The sequence below is a fragment of the Sphingomonas sp. 67-41 genome, assembly GCF_001899725.1.
GTDB lineage: Bacteria > Pseudomonadota > Alphaproteobacteria > Sphingomonadales > Sphingomonadaceae > Sphingomonas > Sphingomonas leidyi.
This window is the reverse complement of sequence record NZ_MKWJ01000007.1, coordinates 1-26,058: the sequence shown is the minus strand read 5'-3', so window position 1 is coordinate 26,058 and position 26,058 is coordinate 1. Positions and strand designations below refer to the sequence as shown.

General features: G+C 67.7%; 22 protein-coding genes and 1 pseudogene. 14 read left to right on the top strand and 9 right to left on the bottom strand.

What is annotated here, in order from left to right:
• The first annotated feature begins 30 nt into the window (after window positions 1–30).
• Window positions 31–1,062, top strand: a complete 1,032-nt coding sequence (locus BGP17_RS03370) for an aldo/keto reductase (protein ID WP_286710994.1) — start codon at window positions 31–33, stop codon at window positions 1,060–1,062.
• Between the two features lie 3 nt (window positions 1,063–1,065).
• Here the strand turns inward: BGP17_RS03370 and BGP17_RS03365 are convergent, their stop codons facing one another.
• From BGP17_RS03365 to BGP17_RS03355, 3 genes are read right to left on the bottom strand one after another with little or no spacing between them, the layout of a single operon-like run.
• Window positions 1,066–2,301 (bottom strand): cytochrome P450, encoded by a 1,236-nt coding sequence (locus tag BGP17_RS03365; RefSeq protein ID WP_167297771.1) that lies wholly within the window; start codon window positions 2,299–2,301, stop codon window positions 1,066–1,068.
• On the bottom strand, window positions 2,298–3,884 hold the full coding sequence (locus tag BGP17_RS03360; protein WP_167297770.1) for a Dyp-type peroxidase: 1,587 nt from the start codon (window positions 3,882–3,884) through the stop codon (window positions 2,298–2,300). Before BGP17_RS03360 ends, BGP17_RS03365 begins: the two co-directional genes overlap by 4 nt.
• On the bottom strand, window positions 3,866–5,500 hold the full coding sequence (locus BGP17_RS03355) for a hypothetical protein (RefSeq protein WP_286710993.1): 1,635 nt from the start codon (window positions 5,498–5,500) through the stop codon (window positions 3,866–3,868). Before BGP17_RS03355 ends, BGP17_RS03360 begins: the two co-directional genes overlap by 19 nt.
• Window positions 5,501–5,685: 185 nt before the next feature.
• Here BGP17_RS03355 and BGP17_RS03350 point away from each other — a divergent pair, with 185 nt between their 5' ends.
• Window positions 5,686–7,296 (top strand): family 43 glycosylhydrolase, encoded by a 1,611-nt coding sequence (locus BGP17_RS03350; protein ID WP_286710992.1) that lies wholly within the window; start codon window positions 5,686–5,688, stop codon window positions 7,294–7,296.
• Between the two features lie 86 nt (window positions 7,297–7,382).
• The gene (locus BGP17_RS03345; protein ID WP_286710991.1) at window positions 7,383–8,906 is read left to right on the top strand and encodes a tryptophan halogenase family protein; all 1,524 of its coding nucleotides are present in this window, start codon (window positions 7,383–7,385) and stop codon (window positions 8,904–8,906) included.
• A gap of 45 nt (window positions 8,907–8,951) precedes the next feature.
• Here BGP17_RS03345 and BGP17_RS03340 read toward each other — a convergent pair whose 3' ends face one another.
• Together BGP17_RS03340 and BGP17_RS03335 are read right to left on the bottom strand one after the other, a co-directional pair.
• Window positions 8,952–10,160 carry an alginate export family protein gene (locus BGP17_RS03340; protein WP_167297766.1) on the bottom strand — a complete coding sequence of 403 codons (1,209 nt, stop codon included), beginning with the start codon at window positions 10,158–10,160 and terminating at the stop codon, window positions 8,952–8,954.
• A 58-nt stretch (window positions 10,161–10,218) separates the two neighbouring features.
• The gene (locus BGP17_RS03335; protein WP_167297765.1) at window positions 10,219–11,586 is read right to left on the bottom strand and encodes a cation:proton antiporter; all 1,368 of its coding nucleotides are present in this window, start codon (window positions 11,584–11,586) and stop codon (window positions 10,219–10,221) included.
• A 204-nt stretch (window positions 11,587–11,790) separates the two neighbouring features.
• On the opposite strand from BGP17_RS03335, the gene BGP17_RS03330 reads away from it, so the two are divergent.
• Window positions 11,791–12,015, top strand: a complete 225-nt coding sequence (locus BGP17_RS03330; RefSeq protein WP_167297764.1) for a type II toxin-antitoxin system Phd/YefM family antitoxin — start codon at window positions 11,791–11,793, stop codon at window positions 12,013–12,015.
• Window positions 12,015–12,512, top strand: a complete 498-nt coding sequence (locus BGP17_RS03325; RefSeq protein ID WP_286710990.1) for a type II toxin-antitoxin system VapC family toxin — start codon at window positions 12,015–12,017, stop codon at window positions 12,510–12,512. Before BGP17_RS03330 ends, BGP17_RS03325 begins: the two co-directional genes overlap by 1 nt.
• 128 nt (window positions 12,513–12,640) lie before the next feature.
• On the opposite strand, the gene BGP17_RS03320 is transcribed toward BGP17_RS03325, so the two are convergent.
• Window positions 12,641–13,012 carry a response regulator gene (locus tag BGP17_RS03320; RefSeq protein WP_167297762.1) on the bottom strand — a complete coding sequence of 124 codons (372 nt, stop codon included), beginning with the start codon at window positions 13,010–13,012 and terminating at the stop codon, window positions 12,641–12,643.
• Between the two features lie 304 nt (window positions 13,013–13,316).
• Between BGP17_RS03320 and BGP17_RS03315 the strand changes: the two genes are divergently transcribed.
• From BGP17_RS03315 to BGP17_RS03305, 3 genes are read left to right on the top strand one after another with little or no spacing between them, the layout of a single operon-like run.
• Entirely contained in the window at window positions 13,317–14,492 is a 1,176-nt protein-coding gene (locus BGP17_RS03315) for an acetyl-CoA C-acetyltransferase (protein ID WP_167297761.1), read from the top strand.
• 17 nt (window positions 14,493–14,509) lie between these two features.
• Entirely contained in the window at window positions 14,510–15,292 is a 783-nt protein-coding gene (locus BGP17_RS03310; protein ID WP_286710989.1) for an SDR family NAD(P)-dependent oxidoreductase, read from the top strand.
• 50 nt (window positions 15,293–15,342) lie between these two features.
• Window positions 15,343–16,386, top strand: a complete 1,044-nt coding sequence (locus BGP17_RS03305) for a CaiB/BaiF CoA transferase family protein (protein ID WP_286710988.1) — start codon at window positions 15,343–15,345, stop codon at window positions 16,384–16,386.
• Here BGP17_RS03305 and BGP17_RS03300 read toward each other — a convergent pair.
• Window positions 16,350–16,604 carry a hypothetical protein gene (locus tag BGP17_RS03300; RefSeq protein ID WP_167297758.1) on the bottom strand — a complete coding sequence of 85 codons (255 nt, stop codon included), beginning with the start codon at window positions 16,602–16,604 and terminating at the stop codon, window positions 16,350–16,352. The two genes, BGP17_RS03305 and BGP17_RS03300, sit on opposite strands and share 37 nt — an antisense overlap.
• A gap of 36 nt (window positions 16,605–16,640) precedes the next feature.
• Between BGP17_RS03300 and msrB the strand changes: the two genes are divergently transcribed.
• The 6 genes from msrB (at window position 16,641) to BGP17_RS03270 (ending at window position 25,445) form a co-directional block, all read left to right on the top strand.
• The gene (gene msrB / locus BGP17_RS03295) at window positions 16,641–17,084 is read left to right on the top strand and encodes a peptide-methionine (R)-S-oxide reductase MsrB (RefSeq protein ID WP_286710987.1); all 444 of its coding nucleotides are present in this window, start codon (window positions 16,641–16,643) and stop codon (window positions 17,082–17,084) included.
• A 356-nt stretch (window positions 17,085–17,440) separates the two neighbouring features.
• Window positions 17,441–20,569 carry a TonB-dependent receptor gene (locus tag BGP17_RS03290; RefSeq protein ID WP_286710986.1) on the top strand — a complete coding sequence of 1,043 codons (3,129 nt, stop codon included), beginning with the start codon at window positions 17,441–17,443 and terminating at the stop codon, window positions 20,567–20,569.
• 148 nt (window positions 20,570–20,717) lie between these two features.
• Window positions 20,718–21,425, top strand: coding sequence for a SapC family protein (locus tag BGP17_RS03285; RefSeq protein WP_167297755.1), 708 nt, complete (start codon window positions 20,718–20,720; stop codon window positions 21,423–21,425).
• Window positions 21,422–22,459 carry a cupin-like domain-containing protein gene (locus BGP17_RS03280; protein WP_286710985.1) on the top strand — a complete coding sequence of 346 codons (1,038 nt, stop codon included), beginning with the start codon at window positions 21,422–21,424 and terminating at the stop codon, window positions 22,457–22,459. The genes BGP17_RS03285 and BGP17_RS03280 overlap by 4 nt, the downstream gene beginning before the upstream one ends.
• Before the next feature lie 10 nt (window positions 22,460–22,469).
• A complete protein-coding gene (locus BGP17_RS03275; RefSeq protein ID WP_286710984.1) occupies window positions 22,470–23,951 on the top strand; it encodes a tryptophan halogenase family protein in 1,482 nt (493 codons plus the stop codon).
• A gap of 807 nt (window positions 23,952–24,758) precedes the next feature.
• Window positions 24,759–25,445: a helix-turn-helix transcriptional regulator gene (locus BGP17_RS03270; protein WP_286711091.1), complete on the top strand. Its 687-nt coding sequence runs from the start codon at window positions 24,759–24,761 to the stop codon at window positions 25,443–25,445.
• Between the two features lie 77 nt (window positions 25,446–25,522).
• Here BGP17_RS03270 and BGP17_RS03265 read toward each other — a convergent pair whose 3' ends face one another.
• Both BGP17_RS03265 and BGP17_RS23910 read right to left on the bottom strand, forming a co-directional pair.
• A complete protein-coding gene (locus BGP17_RS03265) occupies window positions 25,523–25,870 on the bottom strand; it encodes a hypothetical protein (protein ID WP_422051203.1) in 348 nt (115 codons plus the stop codon).
• Window positions 25,871–25,876: 6 nt separating this feature from the next.
• Window positions 25,877–26,020: pseudogene (locus tag BGP17_RS23910) on the bottom strand (pentapeptide repeat-containing protein); the annotation flags it as partial.
• Window positions 26,021–26,058 lie beyond the last annotated feature (38 nt).

Genomic DNA, 26,058 nt, shown 5'->3' with positions numbered 1-26,058 from the left:
GCGTCTCCCTCTCGCTTCCAGAGGTATCGCATGCGCTACAACCAGCTCGGCCGTTCGGGCCTGATCGTCTCGGAGCTCTGCCTCGGCACCATGACCTTCGGCGGCGAGGAAGGCATCTGGGGCCGGATCGGCCAGCTTCAGCAGGAAGCGGCCGACGGGCTGGTCAAGGCGGCGCTGGATGCCGGCATCAATTTCTTCGACACTGCGAACATCTATGCCGAGGGCCGCTCGGAACGGATTCTGGGCCAGGCGCTCAGGAACCTGGGCGTCGCGCGCGACGAGGTGGTGGTCGCCACCAAAGTGCTCGGCCGCATGCACGACGGGCCCAATGGCGCCGGCGCGTCGCGCGGCCACATCCTGGCCCAGGTCGAGAAGAGCCTGGAGCGGCTCGGCACCGGCCATATCGACCTCTACCAGATCCATGGCTTCGACACGGCGACGCCGATCGAGGAGACGCTCTACGCGCTCGACGGCCTCGTGCGGCGCGGAACGGTGCGGTACATCGGCCTTTCCAACTGGGCGGCGTGGCAAGTGATGAAGGCGGTCGGCATCGCGGCGGCCCGCAACTATGCCCCGATCGCCTCGCTCCAGGCCTATTACACGATCGCCGGGCGCGACCTCGAGCGCGAGGTGATTCCGATGCTCGAATCCGAAGGCGTGGGCCTGATGGTGTGGAGCCCGCTCGCCGGCGGCTTCCTTTCGGGCAAATATACGCGCGAGGGCGACGGCGAAGGCCGCCGCGCCGGCTTCGACTTCCCACCGGTGGACAAGGCGCGTGGCCATGACGTGGTCGACGTGCTGCGCGAACTCGCCGAGGGCAAGGGCCGTTCGGTCGCCCAGCTGGCGCTGGCCTGGCTACTGCATCAACATGCGGTCTCCAGCGTGATCGTCGGCGCCAAGCGGCCCGAGCAACTTGCCGACAATCTCGCCGCGGTGGACGTCGCATTCACTGCCGAGGAGCTCGCCCGGCTCGATGCGGTGAGCAAGCTGCCGGCGGAATATCCCGGCTGGATGCTCGAGCGCCAGCGCGGCTATCGCGGCGGCCCGTCGCCGCGGCGCTGACCCTCAGTCGAACACCAGGGTCAGCGCTTCGGCGAACGGCCCATTCTTGGCGAGGCGCCCGGCCTTGCCCGGCGCTCTCCGGAGATTCGGACGCTTCAACAACGGCTTGAGCATAAGGTGCAGCGTCGCGCGGTTGATGTGGCGGCCGAAGCACTGATGCAGGCCATAGCCGAAATGGATATAGTCGCTCGCCGGGCGATGGGGGTCGAAGCGCGCGGGATCGGTCAGCCGGCGCGGGTCCATCATCGCCGAGGCGAAAGCGGCGAGCACCGTGTCGCCCGCCTTCACCGCAGTCGCATGCGCAGTGCCGCGCGCGATCACGCCATCGGCCAGCACGATGCGCGGCAGCCCCGGCGCGAGCGGATCGAAGCGCATCGCTTCCTGGACATAGCCCCAGAGCAGGTCGTCGTCCCCGGCCCGCGCCGCCGCCTGCGCCCCGGCCAGCGCGGCGGGCCGGCGCAGCAGCTGCTCCATCGCCTGGGGCACGACCATCGGCGGCTGGGGCGGCCCGCCGACGATGAAGCCCATCAGGTTGGTGCGGATCTCCACATCGGAAAAGCCCGGCACGCCCCGCTTCTGCTGGGCCAGGCAGCGCGACAGCACATCGTCCTTGCCGGGCGCCGCCTTCCGCCTGGCGATCTCCCTGTCGATGTGCGCGCGCAGTGCCGGGGCGATCTGGTCGACGTCCGCACGCAGCGCCGGATCGCCCTTGGGATCGGCGAACTGGAACTCGAACAGCCGGGTACCCCATACCCGCAGATCGCCCCCCGCCGGATCGGGCACGCCGAAATAATCGCCGAGCAGGCTGAAGGTCACGCGCCGGACCAGCGTGTCGACCATTTCGATCCGCCCCGGCGCCGCCGCCACGATCGCCTCGGCCATCGCCTCCGCCTTCTGCGCCAGTTCGGGCAGGTCGCCGGGGCGGACCACGGTGCGCATCGCATCGGTGTCGCGGTGATAGAGCGGCGTGTCGGCCATGCCTAGGAAGAAGGGCTCGCCGCCCATGATCACGTCGAGCTTGGGCTTGTACGGCGCGCCGAACACCGGATCGGTGCCGAACACCTCGCGCACATCGTCATGGCGCGACGTCAGCACCATGCCGCCGAACTTCGCCACCGGCTTCCAGCGCCGCAGAAAGGCGAAGGCATAGGGCATGAGCGCGAACACCCGCCCCTCGATCCAGCGCGCCAGCCCCTTCTTGCCGGGGCGCAGCACCTCGCGCGAAGCCAGCGCGTTCACAGCGCCCCCAGATAGTCGAGCGCCGGCATGCTCGGCAGAAAGAAATATTCGCCGCCCGCCATCTGCACGAAGGTCTCGACGTCGATGATCCGCCGCAGCGGATCCTCGGGAATCGTCATCGTGCCCTTGGGGCCGATCAGCGGATCGGTCTCGTCATAGAGCGTCGCGAAGTTCGGGTTGAGCACCCAGGTCTGCTGGACGAACTCGAACTGGCGGGTGATGTCGGTGTTGAGACAGATGAACAACAGCCCGCGATCGACATCGTCGGGCGTCGGCGGCACGCTGATCGTCCTGCCATATTTGCGGCCGCGGCGAAGGATGCGGTGGTTGTTCGCCGCATCGAGCAGCGTCTGCCTGTCCGCCTCGACCGGGGCCAGCCCGTCGCGCGGATTGGCACGGCGGACATGGCTGCCCAGCGGACAGCCCATGCCGTGGCGATCCCGGTCCCAGAAGCCGAAATCATTGTCCGCCACCGGGATCGTCCCGCCCATCGGGCACAGCAGATTGCCATGGGTGTCGCGCCCCACCACGCGCTCGGCGAGCCAGGTGGTGGTGACATGCGCCGAGCCCTCGGGATCGCGCTCGCGAATGTGCCGGGCGGCGGCGCGCATCGATTCCCAGAACGCATAGACGTCCTGCTTGAGCTCGCGCACCACCATGTAGCTGCCGTTGCGCCCCAGGTCGCGGAAGCCCACGCCCTTGGGATGCGGCGGCAGCCCGGCGGTGTCGCCGATCCCGTCCGCGACCACCGGCCCCTGCGCGATCTCGTTATGCCCGTTGCGATGGCCCATCAGCACCTCGCCCAGCGGCACGCCGTTCCAATAGTCCTTGGGCACGTCGCCGCCGTCGCGATAGACGACAGTGCCCGGCTCGAACGGGATCGGCTGCGAGATGCCGTCGGCGAAACCGAAATGCTCGCGCGCGATGCCCTGCGGATCGAGCCGCAGGTCGAGCGGCAGATGATGGACCACCCGCACCTCGAACGGCGCCAGCGCGGCGCTCACCTGCTCGCACCAGGCCTCGGCCGCTTCGTCATGCTCGCAATAGAGCAGCAGCAGCGCATGGACGGTCAGCGGCGTCCTCACCCGCTGCTCGGGATCCTCCTGCCGATCGTCGAAGGCGCGCGCCTCGTCGTCCGTTGCGGCGGCGTCGAGCGGGGTGTTGCCGCTCCATTTCGGCCCGCCGGGGATCACCGTGCCCTGCCAATCATCGCCGCGCCGATCGCCCAGCCTGCGCAGGCGATCCTCCTGGAACATGCCCTCCTTGAACGGGCGATCGAACGACGCGAGCGCATTCGGGTTGAGCCCCATCTTCTGGAGCCCCGACCAGGTGAAGCCCATCGCCGCCGCGCGCGGATCGGGCTTCTCGGCATCGCTTACCCGCGCCACCTTGCGCAGCGCTTCCAGCCAGGCGCCGCCGCCCTTCTTCTTCACGCCCTTCCAGCCGAGCTCGAGGAACAGCGCGCGGCCGGTGGGCAGCGCGGCGAAACCGCTCACCACCAGGCCCTGGGTCTGCGCATTGTCCGGCGCGGCGAGATGCCAGCTCGGCGTGCGGCCGCCCTCGCTCACAGGTCGTTGATCCACGCCGCGGCCTCCTTCTCGCTGAGCTGCTTCTTCCTCAGGCCGCAGGCGATGCGGTAGTTCCGCTCCACCTGCTCCGCGGTGAGATCCTTGTAGGCCGAATACCAGAAGCGGCTGACCGCCATCGAATGGCGCGCCCATTCCTTGAACTGGCGGCCATGGCTGGCGCCGTCCTTCACCAGGAAGCGCGTCGGCGGGAAACCCACCCCGCAGCTCCAGGCCAGGGTGAGGCCGGCATGCGCCTTCTCGATGAAATCGTCGAGATAGCTTTCCCAGGTCTGGTCGAAGTTCGAGAAGAACATCAGCCGGCTGTTGTTGTTCACCCGCGCCCAATGCGCGAAATGGATCGTCCGCATCGAGCCGAGATAGCCCTGGCGCGTCCTGGGCAGCACGCGCAGCAGCAGGTGCAGGCCGAGATGCCCCGCGCGGATGATCACGGTACGCAGCACGCCCGGCTTGATCAGCACCACCGAGCCCATGTGGTTCTGCGGGATCCAGTCCTCGCGCCGCGCCATCTCGCGCAGCATCCGGGGATCGACCGGCGGCGCGTCCTGCGACGCGTCGCGCCGTTCGAGCCATCGCAGCCAGACGAGCAGGCCCGCCACCACCACCGCGACGCTGCCCGCGCTCCAGCCGGCCCAGATCGCCATGTCCCGCCACGCCGCCCAGAAGGGCCGGTGCGCGATCGCCGACCAGAAAGGCGCGGCGAGGAAGGCGGCGACCACGACATAGGCCGCCGCCGCGAGCGCCACCGGCACCAGCAGCCGCTTCAGGAAGAAGCCGAGAAAGCTGAACCGCGTCGGCGTCGCCGTGCCGGGCAGTGCCTTGCCCATGCGGTAGAGCATGCCGGTGAACAGCGCGAACAGCGCCAGGCAGAGCAGCACATAATGCGGCCAGGCGAGCTGGCTCTTCAGGATCAGCCCGGGAATCGACAGCGCGAATACCAGCGCCAGCACGAACAGGGCGAGCCGGGCATAGTCGCCGAGGCTCTGCGCCAGCGGGATGCGCGGCGGCGCCTTCCGGTCCAGCCAGCCGAATTGCGGGAGCAGCGCGGCGCGCAGCCGGGCATGGATCTCCACCGGCGTGAGCTTGCGATAGGGGCTGGGCCCGCCATCGTTGCTGTACGCCAGCTCGGCACGGGTGGCGAGGAACAGCTTGCCCTCGTCCAGGATGCGGTCGCGCGTCATCCCGCGATTGCCGTGGTGGAACACGGTGGGCGTGAGCGTCCGCGCCTCCAGATAGGGGGCGATCGGCGCCCGGCTGTCCGCCGCCGTCACGGCGTCGAACAACGGGCCGGTATGATCGAGCGGGCACTTGCAGCAGCGCAGGAAGCTCCGGAGATCGGGCCCGATCGCGGCTTCCAGCTGCGCCCAGAACGGGCCGGGCGCGCCGTCGAAATTGGCCTCGATCACGAAGAGCGGATCATAGTCGAAGCCCGGGAACACGCTGAGCGACAGGAAGTGCACCGCCGGCACCGTCGTCAGGAAATCGGCGAAGGGCCCCTTGCCCCCCGACGGATCCTGGCTGCGCCGGTCGCGCAGCGCGTCGAGCAGGCCCGACAGATGGTCGAAGCTCTCGGGCTTCACTTCAAGTGCCACCGATAGCGTGGTCTGCCGCATCCGCGTCCGCCCCCTCAAACGTGCGACGTTTGTAGGCACGGCATTTCCAACAATAATAGGAAATATTCGACTTCACGCCGAAGTGGACGAAACGGACACCAAAGGCAGCTGTTTCAGCATCGTCGAGGCCCCTTCCCCCCGGATGACATCGGTGTCATAAGTTTCGGCAAAGGGAGAGGAACTGCATGGACATCAGTCGGCGCGCGGCATTTGGGGCGGCTCTGGCGGGCGGCGCGGCGGCGCTGCTGCGGCCCGGCGAGGCGGGGGCCGCTCCCGACCGGACGCTTCCGGACGCTCCGCCCCCCGATTGGAAGCGCGGCTTCGACGATCAGCGCATCTGCGACCTGGGCGACGGGCGCTTCCTGAACCCGCTGCTCGCCGGCGACCATCCCGATCCCGCCATCCTGAAGGACGGCGCGGACTATTACATGACCTTCTCCAGCTTCGATTCCTATCCCGGCCTCACCATCTGGCACAGCCGCGACCTGGTGAACTGGCAGCCGCGCAAGGCGGCGCTCACGAAGAACATCGGCGCGGTCTGGGCGGTGAGCCTGGAGAAGCATGCAGGGCGCTATTTCCTCTACATCCCGGTGAAGGCCAGCCCCAATTCGATCTTCGTGATCTGGGCCGATCATATCGACGGGCCGTGGAGCGACCCGATCGACCTGGGCCTGCACGACCATATCGACCCCTGCCACGCCGTGGGCGAGGACGGCTCGCGCTGGCTGTTCCTCTCCGGCGGCGACCGGGTGCGCCTTTCCGAGGACGGACTGTCCACGATCGGCAAGGTCGAGCATGTCTACGACCCCTGGCACTATCCCGAGACATGGGACGTCGAAAGCTTCTCGCCCGAGGGACCGAAGATCCACCGCCACAAGGGCTGGTTCTACATGATCACCGCGGTGGGCGGCACGGCGGGTCCGCCGACCGGGCACATGGTGATCGCGGCGCGCGCGCGCTCGATCCACGGGCCCTGGGAGCAATGCCCCGCAAACCCGCTCGTCCGGACCGTCCGCAACGACGAGGCCTGGTGGTCGCGCGGCCACGCTTCACTGGTCGAGGCGCCGGACGGGAGCTGGTGGTCGGTCTATCACGGCTTCGAGAACGGCTATTGGACGCTGGGGCGCCAGGCGCTGCTCGATCCGATCGAATGGACGGCGGACGGCTGGTTCCGGATGACCGGCGGCGACCTGTCCCGGCCGATCCGCAAGCCCGGGGGCGGCGCGCCGGTGCCGCACGGCCAGGCGCTGTCGGACGACTTTTCGGGGCCGCTCGCGCTCGGGCGGAAATGGAATTTCTTCAAGCCTGCGCCGGGCGAATCGGACAGAGTGTCCGTCGAAGCCGGCACGCTGGTGCTGAAGGCATCGGGCAAGGCGCCGGCGGACTCCTCCCCGCTGCTGCTGATCGCCGGGGATACCGGCTATGCATTCGAATGCGACATCGAGATCGCGCCGGGCGGCACGGCGGGGCTGGTGCTCTTCTATGACGAGAAGCTCTATTGCGGGCTCGGCTTCGACGAGAAACGCTTCGTGACCCACCAATATGGCATGGAGCGCGGGCGCCCGGCCAACCCCTATGGCCGGCGGCTGCGGATGCGAGTGACCAACCGGCAGCACATCGTCGCCTTCCACCTCTCCGGCGATGGCGGGAAGACCTGGAAGCGCTTCGACCGGGGGATGGAAGTGTCCGGCTATCACCACAATGTACGCGGCGGCTTCCTGATGCTGCGGCCGGGGCTCTATTCGGCCGGCGCGGGCGCGGCGAAGTTCCGGGATTTCCGGTTCCGGGCACTGTAGCGGCCCGCCCTTGCTCCCCTCCCTTCCAGGGCGGGGGACGGTTTTCGTTCGCCCGTGGCAAAGCCCCGCGCTAAGCTCCTTCCCGCATGGGCAAGAGGCGTATCCTGATCGTCGGCGGGGGCACCGCGGGGTGGCTCGCGGCCGCCTATCTCGCGCGCTTCCTCGACCTGGCGGACCAGGCCCAGATCGAGATCACCCTGCTCGAATCCCCTGAGCTCGGCATCATCGGCGTGGGCGAAGGCACCTTCCCCACCATCCGCTCGACGCTGAAGTTCCTCGGCATCGACGAGACCCAGTTCATCCGCGCCACCTCGGCCACGTTCAAGCAGGGCATCCGCTTCAACGACTGGCTGCACGCGCCGCTGCCCGACGGCACGCGCCACCATTATCTCCATCCGTTCGAAGCGCCCTTCTACACCGAGGGCACCAGCCTGGTGCCCTATTGGCTGCTCCAGGACGCGGCGACGCGCCCGCCCTTCGCCGAGGCGGTGACGATCCAGAACCGCGTCGCCGAGAGCCGCCGCGCGCCCAAGAAACAGGGTGAGGGCGAATTCTCCGGCCCGCTCAACTATGCCTATCATTTCGACGCCGCGCGGCTCGCCCGCATCCTGCGCGAACGCGCCGAGGAACTGGGCGTGCGCCACGTCGCCGGACTGCTCACCGATGTCGAGCTGGGCGAGGACGGCGCGATCGCCCGCATCGTCACCCGCGAACAGGGCGCGCTGGAGGCGGATCTCTATATCGACTGTTCCGGCTTCCGCGCCGAGCTGATCGGCAAGGCACTGGGCGCGCGCTTCAAATCGGTGCGCGACATATTGTTCACCGACCGGGCGCTCGCCTGCAAGATCCCCTATGCCGAGCCCGACGCCCCGATCGAGAGCTTCACCATCGCCGCCGCGCACCCGGCGGGCTGGACCTGGGACATCGGGCTGGAAGGCGCGCGCGGCATCGGCACCGTCTATTCCTCCACCCACATGTCCGACGACGAAGCGGCGCAGGTGCTGCGCGCCTATATCGGGCATGACGACTACAAGGCGCGCATCATCCCGTTCGAGCCCGGCTATCGCGAAGCGCAATGGGTGAAGAACTGCGTCGCGGTCGGGCTGTCGGGCGGCTTTCTCGAGCCGCTGGAATCGACCGGCGTGGTGCTGATCGAGGCGGCGGTGGGGATGATCGCCGAACTGTTCCCGCACAACGGCCCCGTGGATGCGCCGGCCCGGCGCTTCAACGCGCTGATCGTCGGACGCTACGAGCGGATCATCGCCTTCCTCAAGCTGCATTATTGCCTGAGCCGGCGCGACGAGCCCTTCTGGCGCGACAATGCCGATCCGGCTTCGATCCCGGAGGAACTGCAGGAGCTGCTGCGCCAGTGGCGCCATCGCCCGCCAGGACGTTTCGACTTCCTGCTCGACCTCGAGAGCTTCGCCTTCTTCAACTATCAGTACATCCTCTACGGGATGGACTATCGCACCGACCTGTCGGGCGGCCGCGGCGACTTCCCCAATGTCGAAGCGGCGGAGAAGCTCTTCGCGCGCATCCGCACCTTCTCCGAACGCGCGACCGAGGATCTGCCGACCCACCGAGCGCTGATCCGGGCGATCAACGGGTGAGCCGGGCTCCCTCCCTTCCAGGGGGGAATTGCACGTGACGAACGTCTACAGGCTCCAGTCCAGCTGCAGCCAGAACTTGTCGGTATCCGTCGCGAACCTGTCCGCCCGGTAGCGCGCATAGCGGGCCGAGAGCGCATAATGGCCGCGCTTCACCCCGGCGATCAGGTCGAGCTCGTCGCCATAATGCTGGTCCAGCCGATCGCTCCCGAAACGGTGCCAGGTGGCACCCAGGGTGATCGCGTCGAGCGGCCCCACTTTCTTCCAGCCATAGCCCAGCGTCGCATAGAGATCGCGCAGGCCACCCGGCGGCGTGGTGCCGAACTTGCCGGCCCAGCCGTTGAACTTGAAATAGGATGCCAGCGGCGTCTGCACGCTGGTCAGCGCCGCGCCCGTGCCGGCGCCCAGCACCTCATAGCCTGTGGTCAGGCTCAGCGCCTTCGCGGCAAGGTTCAGCTCGCCCAGCCAATAGTCGGCGGCATAGCGATTGGGGTTGCGATGCCAGTCGCTCTGCCGCGCCCAGCTGGCGACATAACCGAGCGACACGTCCTTCGCGAGCGCCTGCCTGCCGGCGAAGCGCAGGCCGTAGGTCTGGCTCGACAGGCGGAAGCCCTGCAATGCCGCCAGGTCCTGGTCGACCAGATAGGCGAAGCCGCTCAGCGTGCCGGCCCTGGTGCCATAGCCGAGCACGGCGAAGACATTGTCGCCGCCGATCGATACCGGCCGCGCACCGGCGCCGTTGCGGCCGTTTATCGTGCGCACGTCCCAGCTATAGGCAAGGTCGAGATTGAGCCCGAGCGGCTTGCCGTACTGGACGCGCACCGCGTCGAAGGTCTGCTCGCTCTGGCGCCAGGGCGCGTTGCCGACGAAGCGATCGTCCGCGAAGTTCAGCCGCTGCCGCCCGGCGGTGACGGCCAGCCCGTCCTTGCCGGCGTAGCGGAGCTGCGCGCGGTTGAGCTCGATATTCTCGGGGTCGACGACCAGCGGATAGCGGATCTTGCCGTTGGTGCCGTCATTATAGCCGTTCGCGAGCGCGACCACGCCTTCGCCTTCCACCAGCGCCGACCAGCCCTTCCAGCTGGCGGCCAGGCCGGGGCGGACGCGCAGGGTCACGGCGTCGGCGTCCCTGGGCAGCCCGTCCTGGTCGACATGCTCGTAGCGCAGCCGCACGTCGGCGCTGGGCGTCAGCTTCACTTCCTGGGCATGCGCGGCGCCGGCGGCGAGCAGCCCCGTGGCGCACAGAAGCGCTCGTCTCATCATGCTTCCTTCGGAAAGCCCCGTCCCGCAGGGGTGTTGCGGGACGGGGAGGAGGACCTCAGGCGGCGGCCGCCAGCTTCGGGTCGAGCGCTTCCAGCTCGCCGCTCTCGCGGGCCTTGCGGCCATAGACCAGCTCGAACAGCGGGGTGGCCATCACGGTGGTGACGATCGCCATCAGCACCAGCATCGAGAAGAGCGTGGGGCCGATAATGCCCTTTTGCAGGCCGATGTTGATGATGATCAGCTCCATCAGCCCGCGCGAGTTCATCAGCGCGCCGATGCCGAGCGCGGTGCGGTTGTCCTCGCCGGCGAGCCGGGCCGCGGCCCAGCAGGCGCCGAACTTGGCGAGGACCGACACCGCCAGCACACCCAGCGCGATCAGCAGCAGCTCGACCGAGTTGACCATGTCCATCCGGGTATTGAGGCCCGAATAGGTGAAGAACATCGGCAGCAGCAGGACGACGGCGAGCGGCTCGACCTTCTTCTTCAGCTCCTCGACGAACAGGCCGCGCGGCATGCACACGCCCATCAGGAAGCCGCCGAAGATCGCGTGGATGCCGATCGCGTCCATCACGAAGGCGGAGGCGCAGAAGAGCATCATCGTGACGGCGAGCATCGCGGTGCTCATCTCGCCCTTCGCCTCGACGATGCGGCCGAGCGGGGCGAGCAGCTTGCGCCCGAACAGGAGCATGAAGCCGGTGTAGAGCACGGCGCCGCCGATCGCGAGCACCGCCACGCCCGGCCCGGCGCCGAAAGTGGCGAGCACCAGGGCGAGGACGCACCATGACGCGGCGTCGTCGAACGCGCCGGCGGTGAGCGAGAGCGTGCCGAGCGAACTGTTGGCCAGGCCGCGCTCGTTGATGATGCGCGCAAGCATCGGGAAGGCGGTGAGCGCGATGCAGGCGCCCATGAACAGCGTGGCGTTCGCCTGGCTGATGCCGGGGGTGAACAGGCCGGGCACGGTGAGCAGGAAGGGCGTGATCAGCGCGGCGAGCAGGAACGGCGCGACGATGCCCGCGGCCGAGACGCCGGCGGCGCTCTTCGCCTTGGACTGGAAATGGTCGAGCCGCAGCGTCAGGCCGACCATGAACATGTAGAGGCCGACGCCCAGCTGCGCGCCGGTGTAGAGCACGTTGCGCGTCTCCTTGGGGAAGATCGCGAGCTGGAGATCGGGGAAGAACAGGCCGAACAGCGACGGGCCGAGGACCACGCCGGCGATCATCTCGCCCACCACCTGGGGCTGCTTCAGCAGCTTCTGGCCGAGCCAGCCGACCACGCGGCAGGCGAGGATGATGATCGCCAGCTGCAGGAAGAAATGGATGCTGTAGTCGCCGGGCGCATAGCTCTTCGCGGCGTTCACCGCGGGCCCGTGCGGGCCGAGTACATCGGTCAATGCGTGCCAGGCACTGTTCAGCAGATCGAGCATGGTTACCTCCCCCCAATTCCCCGCGCGGTGCGTTTCCCGCCCGTCGCGAGGCTTCAGGGAGCGCGCGGCGCCGGCCGCGCGCAACTGCAAATCGCCCTACCCCCCTTATTTTCCCGGCCCGGCCGCGCTTTGTGTTGCACGGAGCGCACATAGTAGTAACGTACCTACATGACAACGCAGACAATCTAGGTATGTAGGTACGAAATGAAGGTGATCACCAGCCGCGAATTCAACCAGGACGTCAGCGCGGCGAAGCGATTCGCCCGGGCGGAGCCGGTGTTCGTCACCGATCGCGGGCGCCCCACCCATGTGCTGATGAGCATCGACATGTTCCGCCGGCTGAACGGCGAGCGCGAGAGCATCGTCGACTTGCTCGCCCTGCCCGCCGGCGCGCCCGACACGGCGCTGACGCCGCCGGAGCGCTGGTGATGTTCCTGCTCGATACGCCGATCGTCTTCGAGTTGCGCAAGGCGCGCGCGGGCGGCGCCGAGGCGGGACTCACCGCATGGGCATCGGGCGTGGCGCGCGAGCGGCTGTTCCTCTCGGCGATCTCGCTGGTGGAGCTGGAGGCCGGCGTTGCCGAAGCGACGCGGCGCGACAAGGCGGCGGGTGCGGCGTTGCGGAGCTGGATCGACGCGCAGCTCGTCCCCGCCTTTGAAGGGCATGTCCTGCCGCTCGACGTCGCCGTCGCCCGTCGCCGTGGCCAGCTCGCGCTTGCCGAGACCCGCGACGCGCTGTTCGCCGCCACCGCGCTGGAGCATGGCCTGACGCTGGTGACGCGCAACACCGCCGCCTATCGCGGCGCGCGCGTGAAGCTGTTCGACCCGCGGGGCTATACCGCCGATGCGGCCGAGGACGAAGGCGACTGGCGCGATGCCGCCCGCACCGGGCCGCTCTGGCTCAAGAACCTGTTCGTGCGCGCCTGAAACCCATCTTCTCGGCCATCCCGAGAATTGGAGTCCCAACCTAGGGTCACGACTCATGCAACGAACCCCGTCATCCCCGCGCAGGCGGGGATGACGAAAGAAATCAAGGTCTTGATCGAGATCTAACCCTAGGCGCGCACGTCGCCGTGCAGCATGGCCTGCACGCGCCGCGCCAGCAGCTCGGGCGTGAACGGCTTCACCAGATGGTCGCTAGCGCCTGCGTCCATTGCCTCGGCTCCCGCGCCGCTCCGTGCCGCCAGCATCAGGATCGGCGTGCGGCCCAGCGCCGGCAGCCGCCGCAGCGCCCGCAATATGTCGAGCCCCTGCGCGCCCGGCAGCGAGTGATCGAGGATCACCAGGTCCGGCTTTCTGAAGGCGATCGTGTCGAAGGCGAGTATGCCGTGATCGATCACCTCCACCATGTGCCCCGCCTCGCCCAGCACCCGCCGCACCATGGCTCCGACCCGCTCGTCGGCCTCGACATGGATTATCCGGGCCATCGCACCTCGCATTGCCGGGCGGATCGACGCCGCCCGAGTTGGATTATCACGCGCGGATGACAATTGGTTGCGCATCCGTGTCGCCCTTGTGGCGATTGCGTCTTTCCATCATTTTGCAGAAATCCGCCCAATCGGGCGTTAAGGCTCTTTCCGCGAAATCTCCGCGGAATCACGGCGATGGCCGGCATATTTGCGAATCCGGCCCAGGGGCCCGCCGATCGCGCTGCGCTACGCCCGCATATCGCGCTACGCTCCGGCGATACCGCCGATTCGAAAAAGAACGAACGGAAGCAGGAGCAGGAACATGGGAGCAGCCACCGCCTATATCGTCGATGCCGTGCGAACCGCCGGGGGGCGGCGCGGCGGCAGGCTCGCCGGGTGGCACCCCGTGGACATGGCGGCGGCGACCCTCGACGCGATCGTCGCGCGCAGCGGCATCGATCCCGCCGCGATCGACGACGTGATCATGGGCTGTGTCGGCCAGGGCGGCGAACAGGGCTTCCAGGTGGGCCGGGGCGCCGTGCTCGCCTCGAGCCTGCCCGAAAGCGTGCCGGCGGTGACGATCGACCGCCAGTGCGGCAGCTCGCAACAGGCGATCCAGTTCGCGGCCCAGGCCGTGCTCTCCGGCACCCAGGACGTGGTGATCGCCGCGGGCGTGGAGAGCATGACGCGCGTGCCGATGGGATCGACCGTCGCACTCTTCGCCCAGGCCGGGCTGGGCGGGCCCAAGTCGCCGCGCCAGGAGGCCCGCTATCCGGGCGTGCAGTTCAGCCAGTTCCTGGGCGCCGAGCTGGTGGCGCGCAAGCACGGCCTCGGCCGCGCCGCGCTCGACGCCTATGCGCTGGAAAGCCATCGCCGCGCCGCCGCCGCAACCGAGCGCGGCGATTTCGACGCCGAGATCGTGCCGCTGACGATCGACACGCCGGAAGGGCCGGCGATCCATGTCCGCGACGAGGGCATCCGCTTCGATGCTACCGCCGAGAGCATCGGATCGGTCAAGCTCCTCGCCGAGGACGGCGTGATCAGCGCGGCCAATGCCAGCCAGATCTGCGACGGGGCCAGCGCGGCGCTGATCGTCTCGGAAGCCGCGCTGAAGGCGCACGGCCTGACTCCGCTCGCGCGCATCCACCACCTCACCGTCACTGCGGGCGACCCGGTGATCATGCTCGAGGAGCCGCTGTTCGCCACCGACCGGGCGCTGCGCCGCGCGGGCATGACCATCGACGAGATCGACCTGTTCGAAGTGAACGAGGCCTTCGCCTCGGTGCCGCTCGCCTGGCTGCGGCACACCGGCGCCGATCCCGCGCGGCTCAACGTCAATGGCGGCGCGATCGCGCTGGGCCATCCGCTCGGCGCCTCGGGCACCAAGCTGATGGCGACGCTGGTCCATGCGCTCCGCAAACGGGGCAAGCGCTACGGCCTGCAGACGATGTGCGAGGGCGGCGGCATCGCCAACGTCACCATCGTCGAGCGGCTCTGAGCAAGGAGGAGGGAAGGATGAAGCTCGACGACAGCATCCCGGCGGTGGTCACCGGCGGCGCCTCGGGCCTCGGCGCGGCCACCGCGCGGGCGCTCGCGGCGCGGGGCGTGAAGGTGGCGATCTTCGACCTGCAGAAGGAGAAGGGCGAAGCGGTCGCGGCCGAGATCGGCGGCCTGTTCTGCGAAGTGAACGTGACGTCGGACGAAAGCGTCGACGCCGGCTTCGCCCGGGCGCGCGCCGCGCACGGCCAGGAGCGGATCCTGGTCAATTGCGCCGGCACCGGCAACGCCGTGAAGACCGCAAGCCGATCGAAGGAGGACGGCACGATCCGCCACTTCCCGCTCGAGGCGTTCAACTGGGTGATCCAGATCAACCTGGTCGGCACCTTCCGCTGCATCGCCAAATCGGCGGCGGGGATGCTGACGCTCGATCCGCTGGAGGATGGCGAGCGCGGCGTGATCGTCAACACCGCCAGCGTCGCGGCCGAGGACGGGCAGATCGGCCAGGCGGCCTATTCCGCGTCGAAGGGCGGCGTGGTCGGCATGACGCTGCCGATCGCGCGCGACCTGATGGGCGAGGGCATCCGGGTGAACACGATCCTGCCCGGCATCTTCGACACGCCGCTGCTCGCCGCCGCGCCGCCGAACGTGAAGGAAGCGCTGGCCGCCTCGGTCCCCTTCCCCAAGCGGCTCGGCCGGCCAGAGGAATATGCCCGGCTCGCGCTCTGCATGATCGAGACCGGCTATTTCAACGGCGAGGACGTCCGCCTCGACGGCGGCATCCGCATGGCGCCGCGCTGAGCGGGGCCGCCATCCCCCTCCCCGGAAGGGAGGGGAGCAAAGGAAACGGAATGCAGCCGCTCACCGGCATCCGGATCGTCGAGCTCGCCGCGATCGGCCCCACGCCCTTTTGCGGGATGATGCTGGCCGATCACGGCGCCGAAGTGCTGTACGTCCATCGGCCGGGCGCCGCGCCCGATCCGCGCGACCCGCTGCTGCGCGGGCGGGTGCCGGTGGAGGCCGATCTCAAATCATCGGGCGGCGTCGCCCATGTCCGCGCGCTGGCGGCGGCCGCGGACGGGCTGATCGAGGGCTTCCGCCCCGGCGTGATGGAGCGGCTCGGGCTCGGGCCCGCCGAGCTCCACGCCCTCAATCCGCGCCTCGTCTATGGCCGGATGACCGGCTGGGGGCAGACCGGCCCGCTCGCCGGGGCCGCCGGACATGACATCAACTATATTGCGCTCGCCGGCGCGCTCCACGCCTTTGGCCGCGCGGGCGACAAGCCGACGCCGCCGGTGAACGCGGTCGGCGATTTCGGCGGCGGCGGCATGCTGCTCGCCTTCGCCGTGGCGGCGGGGCTGCTCCAGGCCAGGACCGGCGGACACGGCACGGTGATCGACTGCGCGATGAGCGAAGGCGCGGCGCTGCTGATGTCCATGGCCTGGGGCTTTCGCGAGACGCTCGGCTGGCGCGACGCGCGCGGCGTCAACATCCTCGACGGCGGCGCGCATTTCTACGACAGCTACGAGACGGCCGACGGCAAATATGTCGCGATCGGCGCGATCGAGCCGCAATTCTATGCCCGGCTGCGCGCCGCGACGGGCCTGGCCGACGATCCCGACTTCGACGCGCAGATGAACCCCGCCGCGTGGCCGATGCTGAAGGACAAGCTCGCCGCGATCTTCCGCACCCGGACGCGCGACGCATGGTGTGCGCTGCTCGAAGGCACCGATGCCTGCTTCGCCCCGGTGCTCTCGATGGCGGAAGCGCCCGGCCATCCGCACAATGTCGCGCGCGGCGCCTTTATCGAGCGCGCGGGCGTGGTCCAGCCGGCCCCTGCCCCGCGCTTCTCGGCGCCTCAGGATTCGACCAGCGCGACCACTTCGAAGTCATAGCGTTCCCAGCCGCGCTGCTTCGCCGCCTCGGCGAGCGCGGCCCGCTTGCCCGTCGCTTCCTTAAGCGACTTGGCGTGCCCCCAGAACACTTCGGTCCGGCCGCCGCCGAGATGCGCGACAATCCGCCAATAATGGGTGAAGGGCACCGCGGTCGGCCCGATCGTCTTCACATAGCCATCGGCCATGGTCGCGGTGAGGATACGCTTCTTCTTTGCCATGCCGATCCCCACATATCGCGGCGAATGGAGATTTGCATGACCGACTATCGCAAGACCGACGAAGCCGTCGCCGCACTCTCGCCCGAGCAATATCGCGTGACCCAGCAGAACGGCACCGAACGCCCCGGCACCGGCGCCCTGCTGCACAACAAGGCGCCCGGCATCTATGTCGACATCGTCTCGGGCGAGCCGCTGTTCGCCTCGAGCGACAAATATGAATCCGGTTGCGGCTGGCCGAGCTTCACCCGGCCGATCGCGAACGTGGCCGAGTTGCGCGACACCAGCCATGGCATGATCCGCACCGAAGTGCGCTCCGCCCAGGGCGACAGCCATCTCGGCCATGTGTTCGACGACGGCCCGCGCGATCGCGGCGGCCTGCGCTATTGCATCAACTCGGCCTCGCTGCGCTTCGTGCCGCGCGCGGAGATGGAAGCCCAGGGCTATGGCGCCTGGCTCGACGAGGTCCAGGACCCCGCCTGATCCCGGCGGCAAGCTGTAGGGGCCCGCGCCCTGCCGTCGCCCCGGCCCCGAGCCGGGGTGACGGTCGGATTGCCGCCGGCTCGATTCGCATTTGCACCGATCCGGATTGAAAACCCCAATAACCCGCAACTTGCCGGCTGCCGCGACCCAGTGCCGCGCCACATTCTGTCGCAGTAATGCAACAGTTTGCATCAATCCGTAATTGGAAGCGGTTCCAATCATTTCGGCATGATTGACAGACAGTCTCTCGATGATAGCGATAACATCAGGGAGGCATTTCGCTCGCCCTAAATAAATAGAAAGTCGCGTCCGGCACAGGGCGCGCTGAAGGAGGGGTTATGACTAGTCAAAGGCGCATGCCTATACTTGCGCATTCCGTTTCCATATTCGCCGTCGCCGCCGGACTTGCCATGCCCGGCCTTGCCCGCGCGCAAGCCGACAACGCTGTCAATTCACAAGCAACGGAGAGCGGCCAGGGAGACGGCCAGGAAATCGTTGTTACCGGTATCCGTGCCAGCCTGGAGCGCGCGATCGCGATCAAGCGCGAGGCGCCGGGCATCGTCGACGCGATCTCGGCAGAGGACATCGGCAAATTTCCCGACACCAACCTGGCGGAATCGCTGCAGCGCATCCCGGGCGTGTCGATCAACCGCACCAACGGCGAAGGCTCGCAGGTCACCGTGCGCGGCTTCGGCCCGACCTACAACATGGTCACGCTGAACGGCCGCCAGCTCGCCACTTCGACCGTATCGGTGGTCGGCGGCGACCAGAATGCCGATGGCGCGCAGGGCACCAGCCGCTCGTTCGACTTCTCCAACCTCGCCACCGAAGGCGTGCGCACGCTGGAAGTCTACAAGACAGGTCGCGCGGCCGTCCCCTCGGGCGGCATCGGCGCCACGATCAACATCGTCTCGCGCCGCCCGCTCGACGAGCGCAAGAGCGGGCTGGACGGCAGCATCGGCGCCAAGGCGGTCTACGACACCAGCGTCAACGACTGCCTCGATTGCGGATCGAAGGTGACGCCCGAATTCTCCGGCGTGCTCAGCTGGAGCGACCCCGACCAGCGCTTCGGCGTCATGCTGTTCGGCAGCTACCAGAAGCGCAACTACACTTCGATCGCCGCGACGTCGAACGACTGGAACATCGTCACCTACGACACCTTCCTGACCGGCGGGTTCGCCCGTTCGGGCGGCGCCTGCCCCACTTCGACGCCGGGGCCGAACTGCACCGTGGTCAACAACGCGCCGTCGAACCCGAACCAGCTGGTCGCGATCCCGAACGACAGCCGCTACCATTATGCCGAGGGCACGCGCGAGCGCATCAACGGCCAGGCAGTGGTGCAGTTCAGACCCACCGACGCGCTGACGATCACCGCCGACGCGCTCTATGCGCAGAACAAGCAGCGCGAGACGCGTTCGGACCTGTCCAACTGGTTCAGCCGCCCGTTCGACGTGGTGACCTTCGACGGCAATCCCACGGTCGCCACCGCCACCTATCTGCACGAGACAATCAACGGCCAGAAGGACGAGGGTTTCGAGGCCCAGTCGCGCGCGCAGAAGGGCAAGCTGGAGGATTACGGCCTCAACCTCGAATGGGAGCTGGCGAGCAACTTCTCGCTGAAGCTAGACGGCCATATCTCGACTTCGTCGAGCACGCCGGACAATGCCAATGGCAACTCGTCGACGCTGGTCGGCATGGGCGCCAATGTCGTCGCCGCCCATTCGGTCGACTATTCGGGCGGCATTCCGCGCCAGGACATCACGCTGGGCGCCAGCGGCCCGCTCGACGTCAACGACGTGGGCTCGCAGGTCGGCCGCACCTTCCGCTCGACCCAGCGCCAGCGGGTGAAGGAATTGCGCGCGGACTTTGGCTGGGACCTGGGCGGCGAGAGCCGCTTCGACTTCGGCGGCAATTATCGCACCACCGACATGCGCCAGACCTTCGTCTCCACCCAGCAGACGCTGGGCGACTGGGGCATCACCAATCCGGGCGACGTGCAGGCGCTGGCGCCGGGCGCGCTCCGGGCCTTCTGCCTCGAGTGCAAGTTCCACAAGTTCGATCCCGGCGGCGATCCGGAATCGCAGCTCGCCTTTCGCGGCGTCGCCTCGGATCTCTATGCGATCCTCTCGCCCTATTATGCCAATCGCGGCAATGCAGTGGGCGTCACCGGCAGGCAGGACAACCAGATCAAGGAAGACATCTGGGCGGTCTATGGCCAGCTGACCTGGAAGGGCGAGCTGGGCGGCGCGCCGGCACGGCTGGTCGCCGGCATCCGCTACGAACACACCAAGTCGCACACCACGTCGCTCGAAGCGATTCCGGCCGGGATCGCCTGGGTGTCGGACAACGACTTCACCGTGTCGATCTCGAACCAGACGCAGTTCGTCAGCGACGGCGGCAGCTACAGCAACCTGCTGCCCCAGGTCGATTTCCAGGTGGAGTTCGCCAAGAACCTGATCGGCCGCCTGTCGTACAGCAAGACGATCGCCCGGCCGAACTACAACAACCTCTACACCTCGACCACCGTCGGCGGCCCGCCGCGGCCGACCTTCAACGGCGGCATCCCCGGCGCGACCACCGGCAACGCCCGGCTGCGCGCGCTCGAATCGGACAATTTCGACGCGTCGCTGGAATGGTATTTCAAGCCGGACAGCTATGTGTCGGTCGCGTTCTTCGACAAGCGCGTGCGCAACTTCATCGGCAACGGCCAGTTCAACTCGACGCTGTTCGGCCTGCGCGACCCCAGCTCGGGCGCGGCGGGCAGCCGTTCGGGCGCGGCGCGGACCGCGCTGGGCGGCCTGGGCGCCGATACCAGCGACGGCAACCTGTTCGTGATGTCGGCGCTGATCCAGGCCACCGGCTCGGTCGCCGCCGCCACCGCGCAGTTCGCGGCGCACTACAACGCCACGACGCGCCAGCTCGACGACGACTATCTCAAGCTGATCAACAACACCTATGACCTGAACGGCATCGCCAGCGATCCGCTCTACCAGTTCCAGGTGACGCAGCCGATCAACAACAAGGATGCCGAGATCTACGGCGTCGAGCTTGCCGGCCAGTATTTCTTCGGCCGGACCGGCATCGGCATCGCGGCGGCCTATACGCTGGTGCGCGGCGATGTCGGGTTCAACCTGGGGGCCAGTCCCGCGGAGGACCAGTTCGCGCTGCTCGGCCTTTCGGACACGATCAGCGGCACGCTGATCTACGAGAAGCACGGCATCTCGGCCCGCCTGGCCTATAACTGGCGCGACCGGTTCCTTTCGGGGATCAACCGCCAGGGCTCGCGCAATCCCGAGTTCACCGCGCCCTTCGGCCAGCTCGACGCATCGATCAGCTACGAGATCACGCCGCAGATCGCGATCACGCTGGAGGGCATCAACCTCACCGAGACGGCGGTGCGGACCTATGCCCGCGACAAGAAGGAGCTCTGGTACGCGCAGGAGCTCGACCGGCGCTTCCTGCTCGGCGCGCGCTTCAAGTTCTGACCCGGCTTCTCTCCCTCTCCTCTTCGGAGGAGAGGGTCTGGGAGGGGGGCATGGCGGAAGCGTGCCGCACATGCCCCTCTCCCGCCCCGATTGAGGCCCGGCGGGCTTTGCGCCATGCTCGGCCTTCCACAGACTGGACCCCGCTCGAATGACCCGACCGGTCGCGCTCGACAATGTCGCCCATGCGGATCTCCGCGTCGCGTTCCGCCACGGTGCCGCCTATGGCCATGCCGTCAACCAGGCGCTCGTCCTTCCCACCGAATTCGCCGAGGCCCAGCGCGACTTCCCCATCCTCTTCCGCCGGGACTCCGATGCGGGCCTCCAGGCCGTCGCCCTGCTCGGGCTCGACCGCGACGAGAACCTGTTCCTCGAGGGCGATCGCTGGATCAGCGGCCATATTCCGCTGAGCCTCCAGCGCGGCCCCTTCCTGATCGGGCTGACCGCGGACGGCGCCGCGCCGGTGATCCAGATCGATCTCGACGATCCGCGCGTCGGCGCCGCGGACGGCGAGCCGCTCTTCCTGCCCCATGGCGGCCAGACGCCCATGCTCGATCATGTCGGCCGCCTGCTCGCGGCGATCCATGTCGGCATGGCCGATGCCGGGCCGACATATGCCGCGTTCGACGCGCTCGGGCTGATCCAGCCGGCCACGCTCGAACTGATGCTCGACGACGAGCGCCGCTATGCGATCGGCGATCACGAGGTCCTGGCCGCCGAACGCCTGGAAGCGCTCGGCCCGGCCGAGCTCGGCGAACTCCACCAGGCGGGCCATCTCGCCGCCGCGTTCCTGCTCGCCGCCTCGCTCGGCAACATGCCGCGGCTGATCGCGCGCAAGAATGCGCGGGACGCCGCATGAACGTCGCGGCGGCCGGCGCCCCGCGGGTCCGCGCGCTGGACGGCGTGGTGCCGGGCGCCATTCCCCATGCCGAGCTGCTGGCGGGCCAGGCCCCGGTGATCCTGCGCGGAGTCGCGCGCGATTGGCCGCTGATCGCCGCCGCCCGCGAGTCCGACCGGGCAGCGATCGCCTATCTGGCAAGCTTCGATTCCGGCCAGCCGGTGGTGGGCTTCACCGGCCCGCCCGATATCCAGGGCCGCTTCCATTATGACCCCGGGCTGACCGGCTTCAATTTCGAGGGCGCCCGCGTCGGCCTGAGCGATTTCCTCGCGCGGATCCGGACGAGCCTCGACGCTCCCGCCACCGAGAGCCTCTATATCGGCTCGGCCGACCTCGACCGCCATCTCCCCGGCTTCCGCGCCGCGAACGACTTGCCGCTCGACGACCCGATGTTCGCGCACGGCGTGCTCGCCAGCATCTGGATCGGCAACCGCACCACGGCGCATGCGCATCACGACATGTCGCACAACCTGGCGGTCTGCGCGGCCGGGCGCCGACGCTTCACCCTGTTTCCGCCCGATCAGGTCGCCAATCTCTATCCCGGCCCGCTGGAGCCGACCCCCGGCGGCCAGGTAATCTCGATGGTCGACTTCGCCGATCCGGATTTCGCGCACCATCCCCGCTTCCGCGAAGCCATGGCCGCCGCGCAGGTGGCGGAGCTGGAGCCCGGCGACCTGCTCTTCTATCCCGCGCTCTGGTGGCACCATGTCGAGGCGCTGGAGCGCTTCAACGTCCTGGTGAACTATTGGTGGAACGACGCCCCCGCCTTTCTCGACACGCCCCAGACCACCCTGCTCCACGCCATGCTGAGCCTGCGCGACCGTTCGGATGCCGAGAAGGCCGGCTGGAAGGCGATGTTCGACTATTATGTCTTCGGCCCCGCCGGCCAGGCCGCGGCGCACCTGCCCGCACATATCCAGGGCCCGCTCGCGCCGATCGACGCGACGCTGGCGCGGCGGCTGCGGGCGCAGCTGATCAACAAGCTCAATCGCTAGGGGGACGAGGATGGACCAGGCACCGATCCGGCGGGTCGTGATCGCGGGCGGCGGCACCGCGGGCTGGATCGCGGCGGCCGCGCTCGCCAAGCTGATCGGGCCGCTGCTCGAGATCACCCTGATCGAGAGCGACGAGATCGGCACGATCGGCGTGGGCGAGAGCACCATCCCCACCGCCCGAACCTTCCATCAGCTGCTGGGGATCGACGAGCGCGCCTTCCTGCGCGACACGCGCTCCACCTTCAAGCTCGGCATCGCATTCGAGGATTGGGCGCGGGAGGGCGACCGCTATTTCCACAGCTTCGGCCAGATCGGCAAATCGACCTGGATGGGCGATTTCCACCATTTCTGGCTGGAGGCGCGCGCGGAAGGCTGGGGCGGCGAACTGGGCGACTATTGCTTCGAGCTGCAGGCGGCACGGGCGGGCCGCTTCGCCATCCCCGAACAGGGGCACATCAACTATGCCTATCACCTAGACGCCGGGCTCTACGCGCGTTTCCTGCGCGATTTCGCCGAGCCGCTGGGCGTGAACCGTATCGAGGGCAGGATCGAGCGCGTCGAACAGCACCCCGAGACCGGTTTCGTCACGGCGCTTCGCCTCGCCTCCGGGCAGCGGATCGAGGGCGATCTGTTCCTCGACTGCACCGGCTTTCGCGGCCTGCTGATCGAGCAGGCGCTGCGGGCGGGCTATGAGGAATGGGGCCATTGGCTCCCTACCGACAGCGCGATCGCGGTACAGACGGAATCCGTCGGCCCGGCAATGCCCTATACCCGCGCCGCCGCCCACCGGGCCGGCTGGCAATGGCGCATCCCGCTCCAGCACCGGGTGGGCAACGGGCTGGTCTATGCCCGCGATTTCCTCGACGACGACAGCGCCCGCGCACTGCTCGACGCCCGGATCGAAGGCGAGAAGCTGATCGAGCCGCGCATCATCCGCTTCAAGGCGGGGCGCCGGCGCACGCTATGGGATCGGAACGTGATCGCGCTCGGCCTGGCGAGCGGCTTCGTCGAGCCGCTCGAATCGACGAGCATCCACCTCATCATGATCGCGGTCACCCGTCTCGTGCAGCTCTTCCCCTTTGGCGGGATCGGCGAGGGCGTGGCGGCGCGCTTCAATGCGCTGGGCCGCACCGAGATCGAGCGGATCCGCGATTTCATCATCCTCCATTATCACCTGAACCAGCGCGCGGACGGCGGCTTCTGGGACCGGTGCCGGACGATGGCGATCCCCGACAGCCTGGCCGAGCGGATCGCGGCGTTCCGCGACGGCGCCGTCGCCTGGCAGGCCTCGGACGATCTGTTCCGGGTGGACAGCTGGGTGCAGGTGATGCTGGGCCAGCGGCTGGAGCCGCGGAGCCATCACCATATGGGCCGGATGATCGTCGACGGCGAGTTGCGGACCGCGCTCGGCGCGCTCAGGTCCGGCATTGCCCGCACGGTGGCGCAGATGCCGGCGCACCAGCAATTCCTGGAGCGCTACACCGCCGCCTGACGCGATGCCGAAACGCATCGGCCATTGCCCTTCGGGCACGAGGGCCTCGCTGATCCGGCAGCTCGCGAGCATGGGATCAAGCGACAGCGGATATGCACCCCGGACCTCGCGCCGCGCTTCGTCGTAGGCGAAGGACATTCCACCGCGATCCTCCCGGATCACGCGCCCCACCGCGCGATTGGAGAGCGGCGCGAAGCGTTCCTTGCCCATGCCGGCCGCCCCTTGGCCTTGCGATCGCGCCGATATCGACGATCTCCACCGCACCCGAGGCCGGGCTGGACGCATCGTCGCGATCGACGGCCAGGCTGAGGCCCAGGGCTTCCATTCGATCACACAGCGTCAAGTGTTACCACTCGCAGCAGCCACAAAATGAGCCTTTCTTTGTTGCTCTCTTGCTGGAATCGGCTGGATCAACCCGGGTGCCTGCCGGCGGTCGTCTGTGAAATCTTGCCTTGAAACCAGCCGCTTGCTGGAGGCCTCCGGACGAAACGGGAGACGGAAAATGGTGCCCAGAAGAGAACTTAATAAATATAGATATCAATTTGAGAAGATTTCTCTAACTGAAATTGATATCGATTATATCACCACAAATACGCCCAAAGCTTCGAGCGAAAAAGTGGTTTGAGTCCTTCGGAGCTAGCCTTTCACTTATCTTTGTCGACAAACAATCCATACTGTAATCTTGGGCTATTGTCCATATGAGTGTGAACGGATGCGCTAGCGCGCACTGTCCATATACTGAGGTCGCACAACTTCAAAGCCGCCCGTCGGCATGTCGCGCGGGTGTAATGCGATGTTCCGGAAGTGATGCTCGAGAGTGTGGGCGATCTCGCGAACCCCGGGGTTCGACCATTCCGTGCGTCATCCGGATTGCGCCTGATCGGCGCACACCGCTCGCCAATGACCGCTTTGAAGGTTCTCAGAACTATGCCGGACGTTTCTCCAGATCACTTCCTCCGCATGAAAGAGGTGCGACAGCGCACCGGCCTCTCGACATCGACGATTTATCGCAAAATCCAGGAAGGCACCTTCCCACCCGGCCACAGCCTCGGCGCGAAGGCCCGGCGGTGGCTGGGAAGCGAGGTTCAGTCCTGGATCGATGCGCAGCTCGCCGCCGAGCCGGAAGTCGAGCCCTGGAAGCCGCCATTGCCGCCTGCCCGGCGCATAGGTGAGAGGAAGCCTCCGCCTCTGGTGCCGAACGAGAAGGGCGCCGAGGCGGCAGCTAAGGTTGCCGGGGTCGTTGGCCTTGCCATCCCCGAGGGCGAGGCGCCGTCCGATCGTGAGATCGCCCTTCGTTTTCCCGATTGGCCGGAAATGATGCGGCAGCGGACGGCAGCCGCCTATCTCGACCTGTCCGAGTCAGCTTTCATCCGCGAAGTATATCGCGGTATTCTGCCGAACCCGGCGCTGCTTGGCGGGCGACAGAGCTGGAGCCGACAAGAGATCGACGCGGCTCTTGCCCGCCTTCTCAAGCGAGACGGGCGTGTCCGGTAATGGAGCAGAGCCGCCGCAGGCGCCGGGCCGTGGACCGACCACCCATGCCATTCTCCGCCTCGCGCAGCGTGGCCTCCTCAAAAAGGTATCGAACTGCGCTGTATTGGCTCGTCGAGGCGAGACATGTCCGGCGCCTCCCTAGATGCGGAATTCTCATAGAGATGGTTTCGCATTTTATCCCGTTCTTCCTCTGGCTTCGCCGCCCAGATCACACGTAGCTGCTCATCCATTGGCGGATAACTCGGCTCGTCATACGAGAGCTCACCGCCAAGAACCGTGTCCGCATCGAAGGCGAAACCGTCGACAAGCGGAAGACTCCAGTCGACCGCGCCGAATGCCGAGTACGCAACCTGCGCTTTTCGGAGATCGGCCCCTTCCAGATTGCATCGGTAGACGACCGATTCCTGCAGCAGCACGTCCTCCATAAAGGCTCCACCGAGGTTGTCGTGATGCAACTGCGCGTGGCGGAGCACAGCGTCATGCCAGTCGCTTCCGCTCAAATCGCAGTGACCAATCCGCGTATGGCGCTGACGTGCTCCCCTGAAACTCCTCCAGTTTGAGCTAGAGTCCTTCATTGAGGAGGACGGAGATGAAGCGCAGCAGGTTTAGCGAG